Here is a 20,027-nt window from a genome sequence, read left to right as displayed (position 1 = left end):
TCCTCAACGGCGAGGGCATCCCGGACCTGGACCAGCGCGGCATGCGGGTGCTGGACGACTCGTTCCTGCTCGCGTTCAACGCCCACCACGAGGACGTCGAGGTCGTCCTGCCGGAGCCCGGTTACGGGCCTCAGTGGACGGTGGTCGTCGACACCGCCACCGGCACGGTGACGTCCCCCGAGCCGGGCGGCGACCCGATCCCCGCCGGCGGCACGCTGACCCTTGCCGGTCGCTCCCTCGTCGTGCTGCAGCGGACGGGCGTGGAGTGACCCGCTGAGCTCGGAGCACCGCACGCGCCGGGCACCGACCGCCGGGCACCGACTCCCCGGACGTGCGGACGCCCCCGGTTCACCGCAGGGGGGAGTGCGGTGGACCGGGGGCGTGATCAGGGGTCGGTGCGGCGGTCGCCTCTCGGCGAGTGGCTCGACGCGGCTCCAGCCGAACGGTGTTCCGCGAAGGCGTTAATGGTGAGGCCCGGGGGACACGGACCGCACCGACCAGTTCGTACAACGGCTCGGCCCGGTCCGCTGTTCCCCCGGAGAGGTGTCCTCGGTCTCACCCCGGGGGCGGGCGCCACGGCTCACCGCGCGACGGCCACCGGCACGGCGTCGCGCGGCTCCTCCGCCGCGTCCGCTTCGTCGCCCGACAACCACGGACCCGCCATCGGCCTCTCCTCCCGCCGGGCGGCCGGAGGACTGCCCCGTACCGCGTGCCCTGCGGATCGCGGCGGCCCGGCCGCACCACCGGGTGTGCCGGAGATCGCGCCCGCGGTACCCGGAAAGGTCGTTCCCCCGGCCGATCCGGGAATTCGGGCCGGGGTGGTGTCGTTGAGAGGAGGCTGCCCCTCCCGGGGCGCGCGTACCGCACTCGCGGATCGCCGATTCCCCCCTTCGCCACCGCCGACGCACAGCCGGCCGCTCGGTGGCGCGACCCGATGAGGAGATGGCCGTGTCGTCGACGACGGAAGCAGTTCGCCCGGTGCGCTCCGACGCGCCGCGGCGGGAGGGGGCGCCGGAGCTGGACCTGGTGGGCCGGTACCTCGGCGAGGTGGGTGCGACGCCGCTGCTCACCGCGGAGCAGGAGGTCGACCTGGCCAAGCGGATCGAGGCCGGTGTCTACGCCGCGGAGTTGGTGCGCCGGTCCGACGACGGCGAGGGCCCCGCGTTGCCGCCGGAGCGGCGTCGTGCCCTGCGGGCGGTGGCGGTCGACGGCGAGCGCGCCAAGGACCACATGATCCGGGCCAACCTGCGCCTGGTCGTGTCCGTGGCCAAGAAGCACTCGTTCCGCGGCCTGCCGTTCCTGGACGTGGTGCAGGAGGGCAACCTGGGCCTGATCCGCGCGGTGGAGAAGTTCGACTACGCCAAGGGCTACAAGTTCTCCACCTACGCGATCTGGTGGATCCGCCAGGCCGTCGAGCGCGGCCTGGCCGACCAGACCCGTACCATCCGCATCCCGGTCCACGTCGGCGAGGAGCTGTCGCGGGTGCACAAGGCGGAGCGGAAGCTGCGGGCGGAGTCCGACCGCGAGCCGACCCCGGACGAGGTGGCCCGGGTGGCGGGCATGCCGGTGGACCGCGTGGTCGAGCTGCGCGCCGCGGCGCGCACCACGATCAGCCTGGAGACGCCGATCGGCGACGACGGCGCCGCGTCGGTGGCCGACCTGATCGCCGACGCCGACGCCGCGCAGCCGTGGGAGGGCCTGGAGCACGACGGGCTGGTCTCGGAGCTGAAGGCGCTGGTGGGCAGCCTGCCCGCGCGACAGGCGCTGATCATGACCCGCCGCTACGGCCTGGACGACGGCCGCCCGCGCACCCTGCAGGAGGTGTCCGCCGAGATCGGGTTGACCCGGGAGCGCATCCGCCAGCTGGAGAAGGACGCCCTGCGGCAGCTGCGCGACCCGCAGCGCAACCAGGCCCTGCGAGCCTGGACCAACTGACCGCGGCCCGGCGGTCGGGTGCGCGGAAAGACCGGTCACCCGGCCGCGGTCTCACAGGTTCGGGAAGACTGCCGCGGGGAACTACGGCACCGGGACGGCTCGTCCCTCGGCAACCACCGGTTGATCGCGCGCACCGCCGCGGTGCGGGACGGTTCGGCCATCTCGTCGAGGCCGTCCAGCACCGGCAGCACCTTGCGCGTCGCGACCAGCGCCGCGGTGCGGTCGTCCGAGTAGGTCTCCGCGATCCGCCGCGCCATCCAGGAGTCCAGGCGCTCGGCGGGGTCCCAGGACGCGATCGGCAGGATCACCGGCACCGGGTTCCCGGGCCCGCACCAACCCCCGAGCCAGCTCCCGGCCGGCAGCGACGCGCAGCCGACCACGACCCGGGCCGCCCCCGGCGAGCCACTCCGCATGGGCACCAGCATGGCCGGCACCTGGGGGAGCCAGCGCCGGGCCGCCTCGACCGTCGGCGGAGGTCCGCCACGTGGCCGGCGTGCGCCCGCGATGGCGGGCGGTGTGGTGTCAGCGGGTCATCACGCGCAAAGCGAGGGCGGCCATGAACCTCGGCGGCACCAGGCGGACCAGGGCGGCGGTCGCCTTGTTGCGGCCCCCGTCGACTTGCGGCCCCCGTCGACCACGGCGGGTCCGGTCCCGCCAGGGCGGCCGGCGCGGTGCGGGCGACCTGGACCGGCTGACGCATCCGCCGGGCCGGTCGGGAGTTCATCGGGGTCTGCGTGGCACCGGGCTCACCGCGACCACCCTGACACCGCTGGCCCTGGTCTCCGCCCGCAACGCCTGCGTGAAGGACAGGACGTACGCCTTCGAGGCCCCGTGCGCCGCCAGGTGGGGTGCCGGGGTGTAGGCCCCGGTACTGGCGATGTCGACCACCGACCCGTGCCCCCGCCGGACCACCTCCGCGACCAGCATCGCGGTCAACTCGGCCACAGCGCCGACGTTGAGGTCGACCAGCCGGCGCAACGCGGCCGGATCGCTGTCCGCCACCACCGCCCGCGAACTCGTGCCGGCGTTGTTGACCAACATCTCCACCTCGATGCCCGCCTCCCGGATCGTCTCCACCAGGCGGTGCGGAGCGTCGTGCCGGTCGAGGTCGAGCGCCACGCCCGGCACCGCCACCCCGTGCCGCTCGCGGAGGCCGGCGGCGGTCCTCTCCGGCTGTCCGGCGTCGCGCGCCACCAACACCGGATTCGCGCCGTGACCGGCGAGCTCGTCCGCGATCGCCGCGCCGATGCCGCTCGACCCGCTCGTGACGAGGGGTGGCGGTGCTCGTGGTGGGCGGGGGTGGCGCCGCGGCCCGGTACGGCTTGGGTGTCCCGACTCACCCGGTCGAGCGCTGAGGCGGTCCCACGCGGGTCGACCTGCCCGTCGCCGTCCTGGTCCATCGGCGCGATGACGGTGGACCGGAACGCGGCCAACCCTTCGGCCGGTCGGCGGTTGCGATCACCATTCCGGAACCGAGGGGCGAGGGGCCGGGGCATCCGGTGGGGACCTCCTCGGCTGTCGCGGAAAGGATCGGGTCGAGTTCTGCTGCGGGAAAACCTCGGAACGGTTGACGGGGAAATTGGGATTTCTTGGGCTGAATTACGCGACGGCGACAACCGCCGTCCGCCAGGGACCTGTCGACCGTGCGCAACTGTTGCGCAAAACATTGCGCCGGCCGGCGTCGAGGAGGCAGCATCGGCTTTCGCCAATCCTTCTATATGACGTCCGGTCGTTGTGCGAAGACGGCCCGGGTCCCTGTTAGAGGAGGACGATGATGACGATAGGCAACGCTGCCCATCGTGGTGGTGCCCCGCGGACACGACCGCCCATCGCCAGGGCGCTGGCCGTGGGAGCGGTCGGTGTCGTGACGCTGGCGACGGCAACCGTGATGATCTCGTCGGCGAACGCGGCCGCGAGCACGTTGGGTGCCGCGGCGGCGCAGTCGGGCCGGTACTTCGGCACGGCGATCGCGGGCGGGAGGCTCGGGGACTCGACGTACACCACGATCGCCGCGCGCGAGTTCACCATGGTGACCGCCGAGAACGAGATGAAGCCCGACGCGACCGAGCCGCAGCGCGGTCAGTTCAACTTCAGCGCCGGCGACCGGATCTACGACTGGGCCACCCAGCGCGGGCTGAAGGTGCGCGGGCACACCCTGGCGTGGCACGCGCAGCAGCCGGGATGGATGCAGAGCCTGTCCGGCAGCAGCCTGCGGCAGGCGATGATCGACCACATCAACGGCGTCATGGCCCACTACAGGGGCAAGCTGGTCCACTGGGACGTGGTCAACGAGGCGTTCAACGAGGACGGCAGCCGCCGGCAGTCGAACCTGCAGGGCACCGGCAACGACTGGATCGAGGTGGCGTTCCGCACCGCCCGCGCCGCGGACCCGTCGGTCAAGCTCTGCTACAACGACTACAACATCGAGAACTGGTCGTACGGCAAGACGCAGGGCGTCTACAACATGATCCGGGACTTCAAGAACCGGGGCGTGCCGATCGACTGCGTCGGGCTGCAGACCCACTTCACCGGCGGCAGCTCGCTGCCGGGCAACTTCCAGACCACCCTGTCGAGCTTCGCCGCGCTCGGCGTGGACGTGGCGCTGACCGAGGTCGACGTGACCAACGCCTCCACCACGCAGTACGCCGGACTGACCCAGGCGTGCCTCAACGTGGCCCGCTGCGTCGGCATCACCGTCTGGGGCGTGCGGGACAGCGACTCGTGGCGTTCCAGCGAGAGCCCGCTGCTGTTCGACGGCGGCGGCAACAAGAAGCCCGCGTACACGTCGGTGCTGAACGCCCTCAACGCCGCCCCGACCACCTCGACGACCACGACCACGGGCACGACCACGACGACCACGGGCCCGCCGCCGACCGGCGCCAACCAGATCGTCGGAGCCCAGTCGAACCGGTGCATCGACGTGCCCAACGCGTCGCACAACAACGGCACCCGGGTGAACCTCTGGGACTGCAACGGCCAGACCAACCAGCAGTGGACGTACACCACGGGCAAGCAGCTCACCGTGTACGGCAACATGTGCCTGGACGCCGCGGGCTCCGGCAACGGCGCGGCGATCCAGATCTACAGCTGCAACGGCCAGACCAACCAGCAGTGGAACGTCAACTCCAACGGCACCATCACCGGCGTGCAGTCCGGGCGCTGCCTGGACGTCTGGAGCACCGCCAACGGGGCGCAGGTCCAGCTGTACGACTGCCACGGGCAGATCAACCAGAGGTTCACCCTCGTGCCCATCGGCGGCTGACCGGGAGCTGTCGTGCCCGGACACGACAGCCGCGGACGTGTCGTGAGCGCCTTTGCGCTCCGCCGGCTCGAACGGGGGCGACCTCCGTTCGAGCCGGCTTCCCGTCGACTGTGCCGCGCTCGGGCTGAACGCGGGCAACGACCGGTGCGCCAGGCGGCTTCGCGCTCGTCGGGGTTGAAATCCTCCCGGGTGCGTTCGGTGTTGCAGAACCCGTCGCTACGGCGGGACATCTCGTTCTCCACCTCGTCGCGGCTGCGCGACCGACCCGAGGTCACCGTGGTGGATCAACTGCCACTCGGTGTCGCAGTGGTCGCCGCTCTTCCGGCCCACGCAGCGGATGCTCCTTTCAGGTCTGTCGGACCGTGCCCGGAAAGCCTTGCGGGTATGTCGAATTCGTTCGACAGCGCTCAAGCATTGCTTCAGCGGACTCGTCCCGCGTATGGTCACCAGGAATCGAATCGTTTCAATCGTCCTGTGCCCGGAGTTCTCGTCGTCCTGTGGCCGGCCGTCCTCTGCCCCCGCTCGCCCGGGACGCGTGTTCTCCGGTGCCCGGTTCCGTCGTGAATCGCTTACCGCCGCCCGCTCGCGCGGTCACTCCGCCCGGCGTCCGACGACGGCCGAACCCGAACAAGACCGATCTCGTGGAGGAACCGTGGAACCACGTGGAAACCGATCCGGAGAACCGGGTCCGGGCCTGCTGCGGCGGCGGTCGTTGCTGGCGGCAGGCGTCGCGCTACCGGCACTGGCGGTGGCGAGACCCGCTTCGGCGCAGGCCGGTGTGCTCGTCGAACCGTCGGTCGTGCAGCAGACGATCCTGGGGTTCGGCGGCATGAACCACCCCGGCTGGATCGGCGACCTCACCGCCTCCCAGCGCGAGACGGCCTTCGGCAACGGCGCTGGGCAGCTGGGCTTCAGCGTGCTGCGCATCCCCGTCCCCGAGGACCGCGCCACCTGGAGCCGCGAGGTCGCCACGGCCAAGCGCGCCGGTGAGCTCGGGGCCAAGGTCTTCGCCTCGCCGTGGAACCCGCCGGCTTCGATGACCGAGACCTTCTCCGGCGGCAAGCGCCTGCGCTACAACGCCTACGGCGCCTATGCGCAGCACCTGAACGACTTCTCCACGTTCATGCGCGACAACGGGGTCGACCTGTACGGGATCTCCGTGCAGAACGAGCCGGACTACGCGCACGACTGGACGGCGTGGACCCCCGACGAGATGGTGCGGTTCCTGCGCGAGAACGCGGGCTCTATCAACACCAGGGTCATCGCGCCCGAGTCGTTCCAGTACCTCAAGCGGACCTCCGACCCGATCCTCAACGATGCCGCCGCGCTGGCGAACGTGGACATCATCGGTGCGCACCTCTACGGCACCAGGCCGGAGGACCTGCCGTACCCGCTCTTCCGCGAGAAGGGCGGCGGCAAGGAGCTGTGGATGACCGAGGTCTACCACCCCAACAGCACCGACTCGGCCGACCTCTGGCCGAACGCGCTCGACGTGGGCGAGCACATGCACCGCGCGCTGGTCCACGGTCGGTTCCAGACCTACGTGTGGTGGTACATCCGCCGCTCGTACGGCCCGATGCGCGAGGACGGGCAGATCAGCAAGCGCGGGGCCAACATGGCCCACTTCTCGAAGTGGGTCCGCCCCGGTCACCAGCGGATCACCGCGACCGCGAACCCGCAGTCGAACGTCTACATCACGGCGTTCAAGAGCGGGTCCAGGGTCGTCATCGTGGCCGTCAACAAGAACTCGTCGGCGGTGTACCTGCCGTTCACCGTCCGGGACATCGCGTCCGCGACGATCCCGACCTGGGTGACCACCGCGACGCGGACCCTCGCCCAGGACACGACGATCACGATGTCGAACGGCGCCTTCGGCGCCCAGCTGGCGGCCCACAGCATCAGGACCTTCGTCATCGGCTGACGGCCGGGGGTGCCGCCTTCCCGCACGTGGTGGTCGGTGGCGAACTCGCGCGCCGACGGATCGTCGGCGACGGGCCGTGGACCGAGGGGCGAGGCCGTCGCCTGTGCCGACGGCTGACCCGCCGATCCGCGCCACGACACCTCGTGATCGCGCTCGTCCGGTCGCCACGGGCGGTCGGACCGCACCTCCACCACGACCCCGCGGGTTACCGGCCGCGCGGACGACCCGCAGGTACGGGGCGGCGGGGAGCGCCTCGACCCGGGAGGCCGCGAAGGACTCCCGGGTCCACGACCGCTGCGAGCGGACCGCGACGGTGAGGGCGGGACTACCGGCCGCGCGGCGGCGTCGCGAAGACCAGCCCCTGGCTCTTCGGCGACGAGAAGCCGTACGAGTCCTTGGTGGTGACCTTGACGCGGTGCTGGGTGTCGGGGCTCAGCCCGGTGAGCGTCGCCTGCTTGTCGGTCACGAAGGCGACCTTCACGCCGTCCAGGAACACGTCGTAGCCGATCGTGGGGAACCACCACGAGGTCGAGTACCAGCTCAGCGAGACGCTGGTCGGCGTCACGGCCGTCACCTGCAGCTGCGACGGCCGCACCGGGTGCTCGATGATGCTCGACTCGGACTTGACCACGGTCAGCAGGTCGTTGGTGCCGGAGTGCCGGCAGGTCACGGTGGTCGCGGCGCCCGCGGGCGTCCCGTCCGCGCGCTCCGGCCGCAGGGACAGCGTGAGGTCGCCCAGGTGGATCGCGTAGTTCCCGGCCGGGTAGAGGCCCAGCTGCGGGAACCCGCCGGCGGCCTTCACCGGCCCGCCGGACGGGGTGAGCAGGGTCGGCGCGAAGCTCAGCGCGGCCGCGGTCGCCGTGGTCCCCGTGGGGCCGACGACCGTCGCCGCCAGCGACGCGGTGCTGTCCCCGTCGATCCGGACGCCGGCCGGCGCGCGGTCGAGGGCGAACGTCACGTCCACGTCGATGTAGGCGGGTTCGACGTACGGGACGTTCCCGCCGGCCATCCCCTCGTCGGGCACGACGGCCGTGACGTCGGCGTGCACGACGACCCCCGGTCCGCAGGTGTAGTCGAGCCCCAGCCCGACCGTTCCCGCGGCCGCCGTCCCCACCGCGACGCCGCCGGATAACACCGCGACGACCGCGGCCCCGATGACAAGTCTTCTCCCCAGCACGATTACCCCTTCGCCTTCGTTGGTGGCACGGTCGGCCAACCGGGTTCCGACTGGTGGAACCCGGCGTTGTCTTGACGGTGGCGGTGGTCAGGGTGCTTCCGGTGCCCCTCGCCGCCTTGTCGCCGACGATGACGACGGCCGGTCGAGATCGTGGTCGCCGGTCGCGACCGCGTTCACCGCGGCCTGCGCGGTCCGGTGATTTCCGCGCCCTCCGCCGCGACGACGGTGGCCGGGACCAGCGTGGCGACCCTGATGAGCGCCGCCGCGAGGGCATCACGGCGCAGTGCCTTGACCATCTGCTGCTCCCCATCGAGTCGCATGGCATCGGCGGCGTGTCCCGATCTTGCCACCGGGCGGTTATGCGTTCAACCACCGAACGAACGCCTCGCACGCGGCGCGATGCCGGGCGAGGCTCGCGGCGGAGCCCGGTTCCAGCCGACCGTCGGCGTTCATCCCGGCCGTCGGCCCTCATCGCCCGCCGGCACCGGTACAACGGCGGCCAACCCGGCTCCGAGCCTTCTCGCCTGACGCGGCCCGGCCGCCCCGCTCGGTGCCCGCGTCGTCATCGGCCGGCGCGCTGACCGCGAACGTCCGCCCGGTTGACCGGGGTCGGCCGGGTGCAGGTGGGTTCGGGCGCGGCGGAGCCGGCTCCGGTGCGGGCCGATCTCGGACGCTCGTGCGGGCCGCTGCCCGGTCTGCAACTGCTCGACGGCGACGGCGGGCGCGGGGAACGCATGGCCGCCGCCGGTGACACCCCTGACCTGCGGCAGCACCGGTGAGCGGGCGTCGTGGCGGGGCGAGGTCAGGACGGGACCCGGCGTTCCACCCGTCCGATCGGCCCCGAGGCACGTCCCGCCGTGGCCGCCGCGGCGGCGATGACCAGCCCGGCGAGGGCGAACGACCACGGCACGCCGCCGGGGTGGTCCACGACGAGCCCGGCGACGGCGCCCCCGGCCGAGTTCGCCGCGACCGGCAGCGTCGCCACCCACGTGTGGGCCTCGGTGAGCATCGCCGACGGCACGATGCGGCCGACGATCGACAGGTAGACCGTCAACGCGGGTGCGATGACCAGGCCGGCCGCCGTGATGGCGACGCCCAGCGCCACCGGCCCGGGCGCGAGGGCGAGCACCGCGGTGGCCAGGGCGTTGAGCCACAGCAGGAACGCGAACTGGCGCGCGGGCGACGCGGTGGGCGGGCGGGTGCCGAACCACAGGCCGCCGGCACCGGACCCCAGGCCCCACAGCGCCAGCAGCACACCGGCCGCGCCCTCCGACCCGCGGGTGTGCGCGGGCACGGTCACCGACACCATGCCGAACGCCACCCCCAGCGCGCCGACGCACACCAGCACCGCCACGAACCCCGGCACGCGCAACGGTCCCCAGCCCGTGGTGGTCGCCGCGCGGGGCGGGTGGCGCAGGGCCGTGCTGAACGCCAGCGCGACCGCGCCCGCGCACGTGATCACCGCCGACCCGATCAGCGCCGCCGCGGGAGTCGCCGCCAGCACGAACACCGACACCAGCAGCGGTCCGACGACGAACACCAGCTCGAACACCACCGTCTCCGCCGCCAACGCCGTGACCCGCAGCCGGCCGGACGTCAGGCCGTTCCACGCACCGCGCACCACGGCCGTCAACGGCGGGTAGGTCGCGCCCGCCAGCAGGGCCAGCGCGCAGACCGCCGCGGTGGACCCGCGCACGAGGACCAGGACCGGCAGCACCAGGGAGTGCGCGACCCCGGTCGCGACGAGCACGCGCGGCGACCCGACCCGGTCGGCGAGCCGCCCCAGCAGCGGACCGGCGGTTGCGCCCGCCAGCGCGTAGCAGCCACCCGCGATCCCCGCGTAGGCGTACCTTCCGGTCGCCTGCTGCACCAGCAGCAGCAGCGCCAGCGGCGCCATGCCCGCGCCCAACCGGGACGCCGCCCCCACGACCAGCAGGAACGGCGCGCCCGGCACGCGCCACACCGCGGCGTACCCGCGCAAGGTCAGCCTTCGAGCGCCAGGGTGGCGATCAGGAGCGGTGCGTCCTGCTCGTCCACGTCGACCACCGCCCACCCGCTGCCCGCGACGAGGTCGACCAGTTCCTCCGCCGAGCACAGCAGGTAGTCCAGGTACCCCGTGGCCAGGTCGCGGAAGCGGACGCGCTGGCGGTAGAGGCCGGGTGGCCTGCCCCGGGCGACGTTGCGCTCGTGGTAGGCCAGGTGCAGCGGGTCGGTGGTGTGGTGCGGGTCGGTGCCCTGCGCGACGATCCGCGCGCCCGGGCGGGCCAGCGCCGCGAGGTCGGCGAGGAACCGGTGCGCGTGGTCGCGGGGCCCGAGCAGGCCGAGGTTGTTGCCGAACAACACGAACGTGTCATACCGCTCGCCGGACGCCACGTGCTCCTCGGTCGTCGCCCGGACGAGGTTGCGCACGCCCAGCTCCCGGGCCACCTCGATCGCGCCCGCGGACGGGTCGAGCGCGGTCACGTCCAAGCCCCGGTCCTGCAGGGCCAGCGCCACCCGCCCCGCCCCCGCGCCGATGTCCAGCACCCGGCCGACCATGCGCTCCAGCGCCTTCTGCTCGCTGGGCCACCACTCGTCGGGACCGGCGAGGTACCAGTCGGCGGGCCCGCCGCGGATGAAGCCGTCGTCGCGCTCCACGATCTCGACCACCGGGCGGGGCGTGCGGGGTCCGATCGACCTGGTCTGCTCCAGGCCGCGGTGCCGGGCCAGCACGGCGCGCAGCACCTCCCCGAACGCGTCGCCGGGTTTCGCGTCCTCGGTCATGCGTGGTCCTCCTCCAGGGTCGCGGGGTGGCCGACGGGCAGCACCCGGCCGGGCTTGTCGACCAGCAGGCCGCCCAGGTACAGGTGGTCGATCTCGGTGCGCAGGAACGTGCGCAGGGCGTCCGCGGGGGTCTCGACGATCGGCTCGCCCGCGTCGTTGAACGACGTGTTGAGCAGCAGCGGCACCCCGGTCAGGGCGTGGAACTGCCGGATCAGCGCGTGGAACGGCGGGTTCACGCCCGCCTCCACGGTCTGCACGCGCGCGGTGCCGTCCACGTGGGTGATCGCGGGCACGAGGTCGCGCCGCTCCGGCCGCACCCGTGGCACCAGCAGCATGTACGGGCTGTCGCCGCGCAGGTCGAACCAGGCGCCGGCGTGCTCGGCGAGCACGGACGGCGCGTACGGCCGGAAGGGTTCGCGGTGCTTCACCACGGTGTTGAGGTAGTCGCGCATGGCCGGGTGCCGCGGGTCGGCGAGCAGGCTGCGGTGGCCGAGGGCACGCGGGCCGATCTCCGAACCGCCCTGGAACCAGCCCACGACGTGCCGGTCGGCGATCAGCCGGGCCACCTCGTCCGTCCCGGCCCGTCGCACCCGCACCCGGTCGCGGACGTCGTCCAACGCCCTGAGCACGTCGTCCTCGGAGTAGCGGCGCCCGACTCCGGCGGTGGTGAACCGGCCGCGCCGCGTGCCGCCGAGCAGCTCGTGGTAGCCGTAGGCCGCGGCACCGATGGCGATGCCCGCGTCACCGGCGGGCGGCGAGATGTGCACCTCGTCGAACAGCCCTTCCGCCACGATCCGCTGGTTGGCCACCGAGTTCAGGGCCACGCCGCCGGTCAGGCACAGCCGCGACGCGCCGGTGAGCTCCTTGGCGCGCCGGGCCAGGCGCACCATCGCCTCCTCCAGCTCGTCCTGCGCCTTGCGCGCCACGTCCCGGGCGAACGCCGTGCGCCACGAGTCGGTCCCGGCGGCGGCGAACTCCTCGCCCTCGGCGGCGAGCCACTTGGTGAACGCCTCCTCCAGCGTGCGCACCCGCACCGTCACGTCGTCGTCCTCGTGCTCCAGCAGCGGCCCCCAGTCCGGGCGCGGACGCCCGTACGGGGCCAGTCCCATGGTCTTGCCCGCCTCCAGGTAGCCGCCGCAGCCGAACACGCCGAACCCGGGGTGGCCCCAGCGCGTGACGAAGCCGAGCTTGGCCGTGAAGAACTCGTAGAACAGGCCCAGGCCGACGGTGCCGAAGTCGGCGTCGTAGCTGGTCGCGGCGACCGGCGTGACGCGGCCGTCGCGGCCGTGGAAGAAGGAGTGCTTCTCCAGCCGGTCCGAGCCGGGCAGCCGGCTGCCGATGCCGTCCACCACGAGGATCGCCGTGTCGTCGAACGGCGCGGTCGCGTAGGCGCAGTAGGCGTGCGCGAGGTGGTGCGACGGCGGCGGCAGCTCCCGGACCTTGGACTTGTCGCGGATCGGCAGCTCCCGCAGCAGGCGGCGCACCGCACCGTCGTGCAGCGGTCGGTTGCCGACCACCAGGTCCACCTCGTCGATGCCGACGCCCGCGGCGTCCAGGCAGTAGGTGACCGACCGCATCGGCAACGTCTTGGTCAGGCGTTCGAAGTAGCCGTGGACCAGGAAGCCCTCCGAGTGCTTCATCCGGTCCAGCCGCTCCTCCTCGACGGCCACGACGATCTCCCCGTCGCGGATCAGGCACGCCGAGCGGTCGTGGCTGAGGTTCAGGCCCAGCACCAGCACGTCACTGTCCCCCTCTCTGGCAGGTGGTCACTGCGTCCGCACGGGCGAGCCGCAGGCGGTCGGTCTCGGCCACGAGGCCGAACCGGGCGGCGACGGCGGCGGCCCGCACGTGGTCGAGCACGATCCCGAAGCCGCGCTGCCCGTGCCGCGCCGCTTCGACGGCGGCCGGCGCGGCCTGCACCAGCTCGGCCGCGACGTGCACGGCCGGGTCGGCGGCCCGCCGGTCGCGGGCGGCGGCGAGGGCTCGGGTGAGCGGCACGGTGAGGTCGGCCCAGTCGTCCACCGGGTCACCCGTTCAGCAGGCCGGCGTGCTCCGGCGCGGTCCGCCCACCGCCCACCTCGTGCACGGCGGCGGCCGCCTCGACGTCGGCCAGGTCCCGCGGGCTCAGGCGGACGCGTGCGGCGGCCAGGTTCTCGTCCAGGTGGTCGCGCTTGGTGGTGCCCGGGCAGGGCACCACGTCCGGCCCGCGGTGCAGCACCCACGCGAGCGCGGCCTGCCCCGGGGTGATGCCGAGCCGCGCGGCGACCTCGGCCAGGGCGGCGGCCAGCCGGACGTTGCGGTCGATGTGGCCCGGCGCGAACCTCGGCTGCTCGAACAGGCGGTAGTCCTGCGGGCTGAGGTCGCCGCGCGAGGTGAACCGACCGGCGAGCAGGCCCCGGCCCAGCGGGGAGTAGGCGACGACCCCGATGCCCAGTTCCCGGCAGGTCGGCACCACCTCGTCCTCGATGTCCCGCGACCACAGCGACCACTCGCTCTGCACGGCCGTCACGGGGTGCACGGCGTGCGCGCGGCGGATCGTCGCCGGACCGGCCTCGGACAGGCCGATGTGCCGCACCTTGCCCGCCTCCACCAGTTCCTTGAGCGCGCCCGCGGTCTCCTCGACCGGCACGGTCGGGTCGACGCGGTGCTGGTAGTACAGGTCGATGTGGTCCACGCCCAGGCGGCGCAGCGACCCGTCGACCGCCTCGCGGACGTACGCGGCGTCACCGCGCACCGGTTTGGCCATCGGGTCGTCGGTGGTCAGGATGCCGAACTTGGTCGCGACCACCACCTCGTCACGACGCCCCCGGATGGCGCGCCCGACGAGTTCCTCGTTGGTGTGCGGGCCGTACATGTCGGCGGTGTCGAGCATCGTGACACCGCTGTCCAGGGCGTGTCGGATCGTGGCCAGGTTCTCGGCGTCGTCCGCGGGTCCGTAGAACGCGCTCATCCCCATGCAGCCCAACCCGAGGTCGGACACCTCCAGGTCCGCCAACTTCCGGCTCACGCCGCCCTCCTCTCGTCCGTCAGGGTCACGACCCGGTCCGCCAGCACCGGGGCGAACTTGAAGCCGTGGCCGGAGCACGCGGACACCACCACGACCTCCGGCGCGTCCGGGTGCGGTGCGACCACGAACCGGCCGTCCGGGGTGTTGGCGTAGCAGGACGCGACGGCGTCGCGCGGCTCCAGGTCCAGGCCGGTGAGGTCGCGCAGCCTCGTCCGCGCCGCGTCGACCTCCGCCGCGTCCGGTGGCCTCGGCGGGTGGCCCGTGGGCTCGCCGGTGTGGTGGAACTTCACCTTCACGCCCCGGGGGAGCGCCGGCAGCAGGCAGAAGTCCGGGTCGTTCCACTCGGTGAACGGCAGGCGGCCGAGGTCGTGCCCACCCGGGTCGAACCAGAACGAGACCGTGCGCTCCAAAGTCGTCGGCGGCCACGCGCCGACGGCGGGCTGCCACGCGCCCAGGGCCAGGACCAGCCGGTCGGCGCGGATGCCCGCGACCTCGTGGTGGCGCGTCCAGCGGTCCAGCAGGTCGGCCGGGTCCACCGGTGCGCCGAAGCGGAGCCGCGCGCCGTGGCCGACCGCCTCGGCCTGCAGCGCCAGCACGGCCGGCTCGGCCAGCAGCACGCCGGCCTCGACGTCGAGGAAGCCCACGGCGTCCGGGTCCGGGCGCAGCGGCGGGTGGGTCGGCCCGGTGACGACCCGGTAGGGGACGCCGTCCCGCTCCGCCGCCCGCACCGCCTCCTCGATCCCCTGTGGACGGTCGATCAGCAGACCCCCGGTCGGCAGGAACACCCTCGTGCCCGTGCGCTCCTGGAGGCGCAGCCACGCCGTCCGCGCCGGCCCGGTGAGCGGCCCGTACTCGGGGTGGGACGGGTAGGCGCGGCGCAGCATCCGGGACTCGCCGGCGGACGCGGTGTCGCGGTGGGCGGGCGACCGGGCGTCCACGCCCACGACGCTGCGGCCGGACCTCGCCAGCGCGGCGGTCGCGGCGCTGCCCATCACGCCCAGGCCCACGACCACGACGTCGGTGTGCTCAGGCACCGCCCGCTCCGATGGGCAGGGTCGTCGTGGTCCACCTGTCGCCGCCCACGACGACCTCCTGCCCCGGTGGGCAGTGCGGGAGCAGGTGCGCGAAGGCCAGGGCGCGGCCGTGGCGCGGGGAGAACGCGGAACTCGTGACGTGGCCGAGGAAGTTGCCCTCGCGGTCGAACACCTCCGCACCCGCGGCCGGCGGTGGCGCGCCGCCTCCGCCGACGAGGCCGGCCAGCCACAGCCGGGGCGTGTCGCGGGTGTCCAGCAGCGCCTTGCGGCCCACGTAGTCGTGGTCGTCGCCGCGCCGCACGACCCGTCCCTGGCCGACCTCCCACAGCGTGGTGCCCGAGTGCATGTCCACGGGGTAGAGCGCGAACACGATGTCCCGGCACTCCAGGCGGTAGGTGTTGAGCAGTTCCCACGCGGAGGGCACGACGTCGGGGCGCTCGGTGATCAGCTGCCGCCACACGGCCGCCAGCACGTCGTGCCGCGCCCACACCTCGTAGCCGATGATCGTGCGGACCACCCGCGCGGTGTCCCCGACCAGCGGCCGGACCAGGCACGACCGGAACGGTCCCAGCGCGGCGATCCGCTCCCGGTCGGCCTCGGCGACCAGGCTCTGCACGGCGGCGAGCCGGCGCGGCCCCTTGATGTTGAAGCTGAACAGTTCGGCCGGCCCGACCCGCACGTCCGGGAACTGCGCCGCCACCGACTCCAACCACCCCGGCGGCTTGCCGCCGCCGCAGGAGAAGACGAACTCCTGCGGCCCGGTGCGCACGACCACCGCCTCCTCGTCCACGGTGCCCGCCGGAGTCGTGAACAGCACGAACCGCGCACCGCCCACCGGCAGGTCCGACACCTTTCGCGGCGACAAGGCGTCCAACGCGGCGCCCGCGTCCGATCCCGACACCGTCAAATACAGCATGGCGGCTGCGATAAACGCCGCCGCGCCGCTGTGCACAGCCCGGTACTGGTCTTCCAGCGCAACCCCCGGCCAGCCCGAGACGCCGATGACGTTATCCCCGAGGACGCACCATTCGGGTGGTGGCCCGAGCGCCTGGGTGGAGAGCGCGAATATGCCACCGGGATCGACGGCGCGCAGGCCGAGAACGCGTTGAGCTGCGAAGAGGTCCCCGGCGGGCACGATCCGCCACACCGCGCCAGGCAGCGACAACGGATTGCGGAGGTTCAGGTCGAATTCTCGGTGATGCACTTCCCGTCGTGTCAACAAATACATTCGCATCCCCTTCCCCGCACTCCACCTTGCGACTGGTACGGGAGGCGCGGCACCGCCATCCGGGTGAATGCAAGTAAATGAACCTCGTGGTCCGAAAAACTTCTGGGTGAACTGGAATACGGACAATGCGACGGCCGTGATCGCACTTCCGAACCGGTTTCGATCTTCAATTCCGCACTCGTCGCGGGCCGGCTCGCCGATCCGTTCCGCGGCGACGACACCGAAGTCGAACCGCCGCGGGGTCTTGACGCCTCCCGGACGTGCCCGCCGCGACCGGAGCCGGTCGCGGCGGCGTTCCGGGACATCCCTCCCGAACCGGCGCGCTCGCGGATCTCCCTGCTCACGGGGTGCGCGTCGGCGCGCACCCGGTCGGGTGGCCACGACCGGAGCCGCCCTCGTCCCGGCGAGGTCCGCGGAACGAGGTGTCACGCCGTCCGCTGGTCACGTCGCGCGGTTGCCGTGCTCCACCGAAGTCACCTCGGCGCGCCGGCGGGGCACGCCGGGTGGTGCGGTCCGATCCGGTGAAGTCCCCCGGGAGTCGGTGAACGCGTTGGCGCGGGGCTCCCGGTGGACCGCTCCTCGACGGGCTGTCCCCGTGCGGTCACCAAGCCGCGCCGAGGCCGGAGTGGGTTGTCGGGCTTGCGGTCGCCGGTGCGGGCGGGCGTGCCAACCCCTCCCGTGGGGGTTCGCGGCACCGCAGGGCGTCAGCGGGTCGCTCGCGGCTCCGCGGTGGCGGCCTCGTCGCGGTAACGGCGGCCCCACTCGTCGAGACCTTCGACGATCGGTTCCAACGAATGCCCCAGGGCGGTCAGCCCGTACTCGGTGCGCGGCGGTACCTCGGCGTGCACGGTGCGGTGGACCAGACCGTCCTCCTCCAGTTCGCGGAGTTGCCGGGTGAGCATCCGCTGGGTCACCGACGGCATGGCACGACGGAGTTCGCCGAAGCGCAGCGGGCCGGGGAGGAGGTACTTGACGATCAGCATCTTCCACTTGCCGCCGACGACGGCGAAAGCGACTTCGACATTGCAGAAATCGGCCACGTCGTCGATTTTTTCGCGAACCCGGACCCGTACCTGCCTCATGCTCCCAGTGTAGCGCGGTTATTGCCCGACCCCTGGCCGGCCCAACCCCGGGCGTTCGTTCCGCCGTACCGGCGGGTGGCGGTTTCGCTCCGTGATGAGGGGTGCCCCGGTTCGAGTGATCGGGGGTCCCGTTCGGCGTAGGTCGGCGCTGTCGGCCACTGGTCCCAATTCGGATGAGATTCACTCCACACCGTTTCGGCGCAACGGTTCCGACCAGCACGGGTATACCGGTTGTGACCTAGGCACAACCGGTTCACTACTTGACCGGTGCCGCGTTTTCCGTGAGAACAGTGGGGTGAAGTCGATTAGTCGTCCCGCGGAGAGTCCCCCGCGGGAGGGGCGGCGCTGGCTGGTCCTGGCCGTGCTGTGCACGAGCCTGCTGCTGGCCGGTCTCGACCTGACCGTGCTGCACGTGGCGGTGCCGGACATCGCCCGGGAACTGGACTCGAGCGGACCGGCCCTGCTGTGGATCGTGGACGTGTACTCGCTCGTCGTGGCCGCGTTGCTGATCGTGTGCGGTTCGCTGGCCGACCGGCTGGGCCGCAAGCGGATCGCGTTGAGCGGGTTCGCGCTGTTCGGCGCCGCGTCGTTGATCGCGTCGTTCGCGCGGACCACGGGACAGCTGATCGGGGCCCGGGCGCTGCTGGGCGTGGGCACCGCCCTGGTGATCGCGGCGACGGTGGCGATCATCCGCAACGTGTTCGCCGACGACCGGGAGCGCGCCTTCGCCATCGGCCTGTGGACCGCCTCGCACAGCGTGGGCACCACCCTCGGCCCGCTGGTCGGCGGCCTGCTGGTGGAGAACTTCCACTGGGGCTCGGTCTTCCTGGTCAACGTGCCGGTGGTCGTGGTGGTGCTCGCCGTGGGCCTGTGGGTCATCCCCGAGTCGCACAACCCCGCGCCGCGGCGGTGGGACGCGATGAGCGTGGTGCTGTCGGTGATCGGCCTCGGCGGGTTCGCCTACGGCCTGAAGCAGGCCACCGCGCCGGAAGGGGTGACCCCGGCGGTCGTGGTCGGCGGCCTGACCGGGACGGCGGTGCTGGTCTGGTTCGTGCTGAGGCAACGGCGCATCGCGCACCCGTTGCTGGACCTGTCCCTGTTCCGCGACCGGCGGTTCAGCGTGGCGGTGGCGGCGGTGTTCGCGTGCTTCGGCTCGTACGTGGCGATGCTGTTCCTGCTGATGCAGTGGTTGCAGGAATCGCGGCACCTGACCCCGCTGGCCGCGGGGTTCGCGATCGTGCCGCTGGCCGTCGCCAACGCCGTGGGCGCGACCACCGCGCCGTGGATCGCGGCCAGGCTGGGGCACCGCGCGGCGATGACGGCGGCGCTCGCGGTGTTCGGCGTCAGCCTGGCGGCCTTCGCCCTCGGTCCGGTCGGCGAGCACTACGCGGCCCTGGCCGCGGTCCTGGTGGTCGCCGGGTTCGGCGCGGGGATCATCATGACCACGGGCGCGGACTCGATCACGAGCGCGGTGCGGCCCGAGCGCGCCGGCGAGGCGGCGGCCATCCAGGAGACCTCGTTCGAACTGTCGTCGGGCATCGGCATCGCGGCCCTGGGCAGCGTGGCCGCCCTCGTCTACAGGTTGTCGCTGCTCGTCCCCGCCTCCTTCGACCCCGACCGGGCCACCGCCGCCCGCTCCTCCGTGGCGGCGGCGGAGCGGGCCGCCGCGGAGCTGCCCGAGCCCGAGGGCGCGGCCCTGCTCGCCTCAGCCGCGGAGGCGTACGGGTACGGCACCCGGTTCGCCCTCGGCGTCGGCGCGGTGGTGCTGCTGGGCATGGCGGCGCTCACGTGCGCACTGCTGCGCGCCGGCCCCGACCGCGCGGTCCGCGCCTGACCGCTCGGGGCACGCCTTCCCGTCGCCACTCCCGTGGTGACGGGAAATCGGCGTGCCCCCTTTTTATTTCGTAGCCAGAGTTTATTTTTCACTCCAACGGTGGATGTCCGGCTTGTCGGGCACCTGGCAACTTCAGTGTGGAAGTCAGGTGCGCAACAAAATTGTAAAACTCATGCGACCGGTTCGACCTGCAGTGAAGGGTAGATCGTGTCACGAGAAGCCGATAACGGCACCGAAGTCCTGAACGGGCTCGACCTCTTCGTCGGGGGACCGATACAACACGCGTTATCGCCGGACGGGTTCACCTCCGATTTGGAGCGGACGCTGAAGCTCGTCATGGAAACGCTTCGTGAATACGGGGCGAACATCTACTCGGCGCACACCGTCGAGCATTTCGGTGACCGCACCGCCCACTACACGCCCGAGCAGGTCGCCGCGCGCGACCTGCGCTGGATGTCCAAGTGCGACGTGTTCATCCCCGTGCTGCCGGTGACCGAGGACGGCGTGCTGATGCGCACCGACGGCACGCACGTCGAACTGGGCTGGGCCACCGCGCTGGGCAGGCCGATCGTGCTGATCACCCAGCAGCCGATCGTCGAGTCGGCCAGTCACCTGCTCAAGGGCCTGCACCGGGTCGGGGACGTGCAGCTGCTCGACGTCGAACGGTTCGCGCAAGCCCCGTTCCTGCTCGTCGAGCACGTGCTGCGCGCCACGAAGCGGCAGCGCGAGGCCGTGCGCAGCAGCGTCGTCCTGGCCCGCGCCTGACCGGCAGCAGAGAAGAGGC

17 protein-coding genes and 2 pseudogenes are annotated in these 20,027 nt (G+C 72.6%); 7 read left to right on the top strand and 12 right to left on the bottom strand.

All coding sequences use genetic code 11. From position 1 onward, the window contains the following. Positions 1 to 269: pseudogene (locus ACIGNX_RS22640) on the top strand (glycogen debranching enzyme); the annotation flags it as partial. Between the two features lie 673 nt (positions 270 to 942). After that, positions 943 to 1,935, top strand: coding sequence for an RNA polymerase sigma factor RpoD/SigA (locus ACIGNX_RS22635; protein ID WP_396542661.1), 993 nt, complete (start codon positions 943 to 945; stop codon positions 1,933 to 1,935). Between the two features lie 35 nt (positions 1,936 to 1,970). Here ACIGNX_RS22635 and ACIGNX_RS22630 read toward each other — a convergent pair whose 3' ends face one another. Both ACIGNX_RS22630 and ACIGNX_RS22625 read right to left on the bottom strand, forming a co-directional pair. Then, positions 1,971 to 2,360 carry a hypothetical protein gene (locus ACIGNX_RS22630; RefSeq protein ID WP_396542649.1) on the bottom strand — a complete coding sequence of 130 codons (390 nt, stop codon included), beginning with the start codon at positions 2,358 to 2,360 and terminating at the stop codon, positions 1,971 to 1,973. 295 nt (positions 2,361 to 2,655) lie between these two features. Continuing rightward, a pseudogene (locus ACIGNX_RS22625) lies at positions 2,656 to 3,195 on the bottom strand (SDR family NAD(P)-dependent oxidoreductase); the annotation flags it as partial. A 604-nt stretch (positions 3,196 to 3,799) separates the two neighbouring features. On the opposite strand from ACIGNX_RS22625, the gene ACIGNX_RS22620 reads away from it, so the two are divergent. Further along, positions 3,800 to 5,197 (top strand): endo-1,4-beta-xylanase, encoded by a 1,398-nt coding sequence (locus ACIGNX_RS22620; protein WP_396542648.1) that lies wholly within the window; start codon positions 3,800 to 3,802, stop codon positions 5,195 to 5,197. A 748-nt stretch (positions 5,198 to 5,945) separates the two neighbouring features. Further along, entirely contained in the window at positions 5,946 to 7,118 is a 1,173-nt protein-coding gene (locus tag ACIGNX_RS22615) for a glucuronoxylanase (protein WP_396542647.1), read from the top strand. A 325-nt stretch (positions 7,119 to 7,443) separates the two neighbouring features. On the opposite strand, the gene ACIGNX_RS22610 is transcribed toward ACIGNX_RS22615, so the two are convergent. Together ACIGNX_RS22610 and ACIGNX_RS22605 are read right to left on the bottom strand one after the other, a co-directional pair. Then, on the bottom strand, positions 7,444 to 8,295 hold the full coding sequence (locus ACIGNX_RS22610) for a fibronectin type III domain-containing protein (protein ID WP_396542646.1): 852 nt from the start codon (positions 8,293 to 8,295) through the stop codon (positions 7,444 to 7,446). Positions 8,296 to 8,468: 173 nt separating this feature from the next. Then, entirely contained in the window at positions 8,469 to 8,591 is a 123-nt protein-coding gene (locus ACIGNX_RS22605; RefSeq protein ID WP_396542645.1) for a hypothetical protein, read from the bottom strand. 321 nt (positions 8,592 to 8,912) lie between these two features. Between ACIGNX_RS22605 and ACIGNX_RS22600 the strand changes: the two genes are divergently transcribed. Continuing rightward, positions 8,913 to 9,074, top strand: coding sequence for a hypothetical protein (locus tag ACIGNX_RS22600; RefSeq protein ID WP_396542644.1), 162 nt, complete (start codon positions 8,913 to 8,915; stop codon positions 9,072 to 9,074). Between the two features lie 23 nt (positions 9,075 to 9,097). Here the strand turns inward: ACIGNX_RS22600 and ACIGNX_RS22595 are convergent, their stop codons facing one another. From ACIGNX_RS22595 to ACIGNX_RS22560, 8 genes are all read right to left on the bottom strand, one after another. Beyond that, on the bottom strand, positions 9,098 to 10,276 hold the full coding sequence (locus ACIGNX_RS22595) for an MFS transporter (protein ID WP_396542643.1): 1,179 nt from the start codon (positions 10,274 to 10,276) through the stop codon (positions 9,098 to 9,100). A 2-nt stretch (positions 10,277 to 10,278) separates the two neighbouring features. Beyond that, the gene (locus tag ACIGNX_RS22590) at positions 10,279 to 11,058 is read right to left on the bottom strand and encodes a class I SAM-dependent methyltransferase (protein ID WP_396542642.1); all 780 of its coding nucleotides are present in this window, start codon (positions 11,056 to 11,058) and stop codon (positions 10,279 to 10,281) included. Continuing rightward, positions 11,055 to 12,797, bottom strand: coding sequence for a carbamoyltransferase (locus tag ACIGNX_RS22585; protein WP_396542641.1), 1,743 nt, complete (start codon positions 12,795 to 12,797; stop codon positions 11,055 to 11,057). Before ACIGNX_RS22585 ends, ACIGNX_RS22590 begins: the two co-directional genes overlap by 4 nt. 1 nt (position 12,798) lies before the next feature. After that, the gene (locus ACIGNX_RS22580; RefSeq protein ID WP_396542640.1) at positions 12,799 to 13,080 is read right to left on the bottom strand and encodes a hypothetical protein; all 282 of its coding nucleotides are present in this window, start codon (positions 13,078 to 13,080) and stop codon (positions 12,799 to 12,801) included. Between the two features lie 4 nt (positions 13,081 to 13,084). Continuing rightward, on the bottom strand, positions 13,085 to 14,065 hold the full coding sequence (locus tag ACIGNX_RS22575; RefSeq protein ID WP_396542639.1) for an aldo/keto reductase: 981 nt from the start codon (positions 14,063 to 14,065) through the stop codon (positions 13,085 to 13,087). Continuing rightward, the gene (locus ACIGNX_RS22570; protein ID WP_396542638.1) at positions 14,062 to 15,099 is read right to left on the bottom strand and encodes an FAD-dependent oxidoreductase; all 1,038 of its coding nucleotides are present in this window, start codon (positions 15,097 to 15,099) and stop codon (positions 14,062 to 14,064) included. The genes ACIGNX_RS22575 and ACIGNX_RS22570 overlap by 4 nt, the downstream gene beginning before the upstream one ends. Then, positions 15,092 to 16,234, bottom strand: a complete 1,143-nt coding sequence (locus ACIGNX_RS22565; RefSeq protein WP_396542660.1) for a glycine cleavage T C-terminal barrel domain-containing protein — start codon at positions 16,232 to 16,234, stop codon at positions 15,092 to 15,094. The genes ACIGNX_RS22570 and ACIGNX_RS22565 overlap by 8 nt, the downstream gene beginning before the upstream one ends. Before the next feature lie 797 nt (positions 16,235 to 17,031). Beyond that, positions 17,032 to 17,409: a winged helix-turn-helix transcriptional regulator gene (locus ACIGNX_RS22560; protein WP_396542637.1), complete on the bottom strand. Its 378-nt coding sequence runs from the start codon at positions 17,407 to 17,409 to the stop codon at positions 17,032 to 17,034. Positions 17,410 to 17,704: 295 nt separating this feature from the next. Between ACIGNX_RS22560 and ACIGNX_RS22555 the strand changes: the two genes are divergently transcribed. Then, a complete protein-coding gene (locus tag ACIGNX_RS22555) occupies positions 17,705 to 19,243 on the top strand; it encodes an MFS transporter (protein WP_396542636.1) in 1,539 nt (512 codons plus the stop codon). Between the two features lie 207 nt (positions 19,244 to 19,450). Beyond that, positions 19,451 to 20,008 carry a nucleoside 2-deoxyribosyltransferase gene (locus ACIGNX_RS22550; protein ID WP_396542635.1) on the top strand — a complete coding sequence of 186 codons (558 nt, stop codon included), beginning with the start codon at positions 19,451 to 19,453 and terminating at the stop codon, positions 20,006 to 20,008. Positions 20,009 to 20,027: the final 19 nt, after the last annotated feature.

The organism is Actinosynnema sp. NPDC053489, assembly GCF_044544865.1.
Taxonomy (GTDB): domain Bacteria; phylum Actinomycetota; class Actinomycetes; order Mycobacteriales; family Pseudonocardiaceae; genus Actinosynnema.
This window is presented reverse-complemented; position numbering and strand designations above follow the sequence as displayed.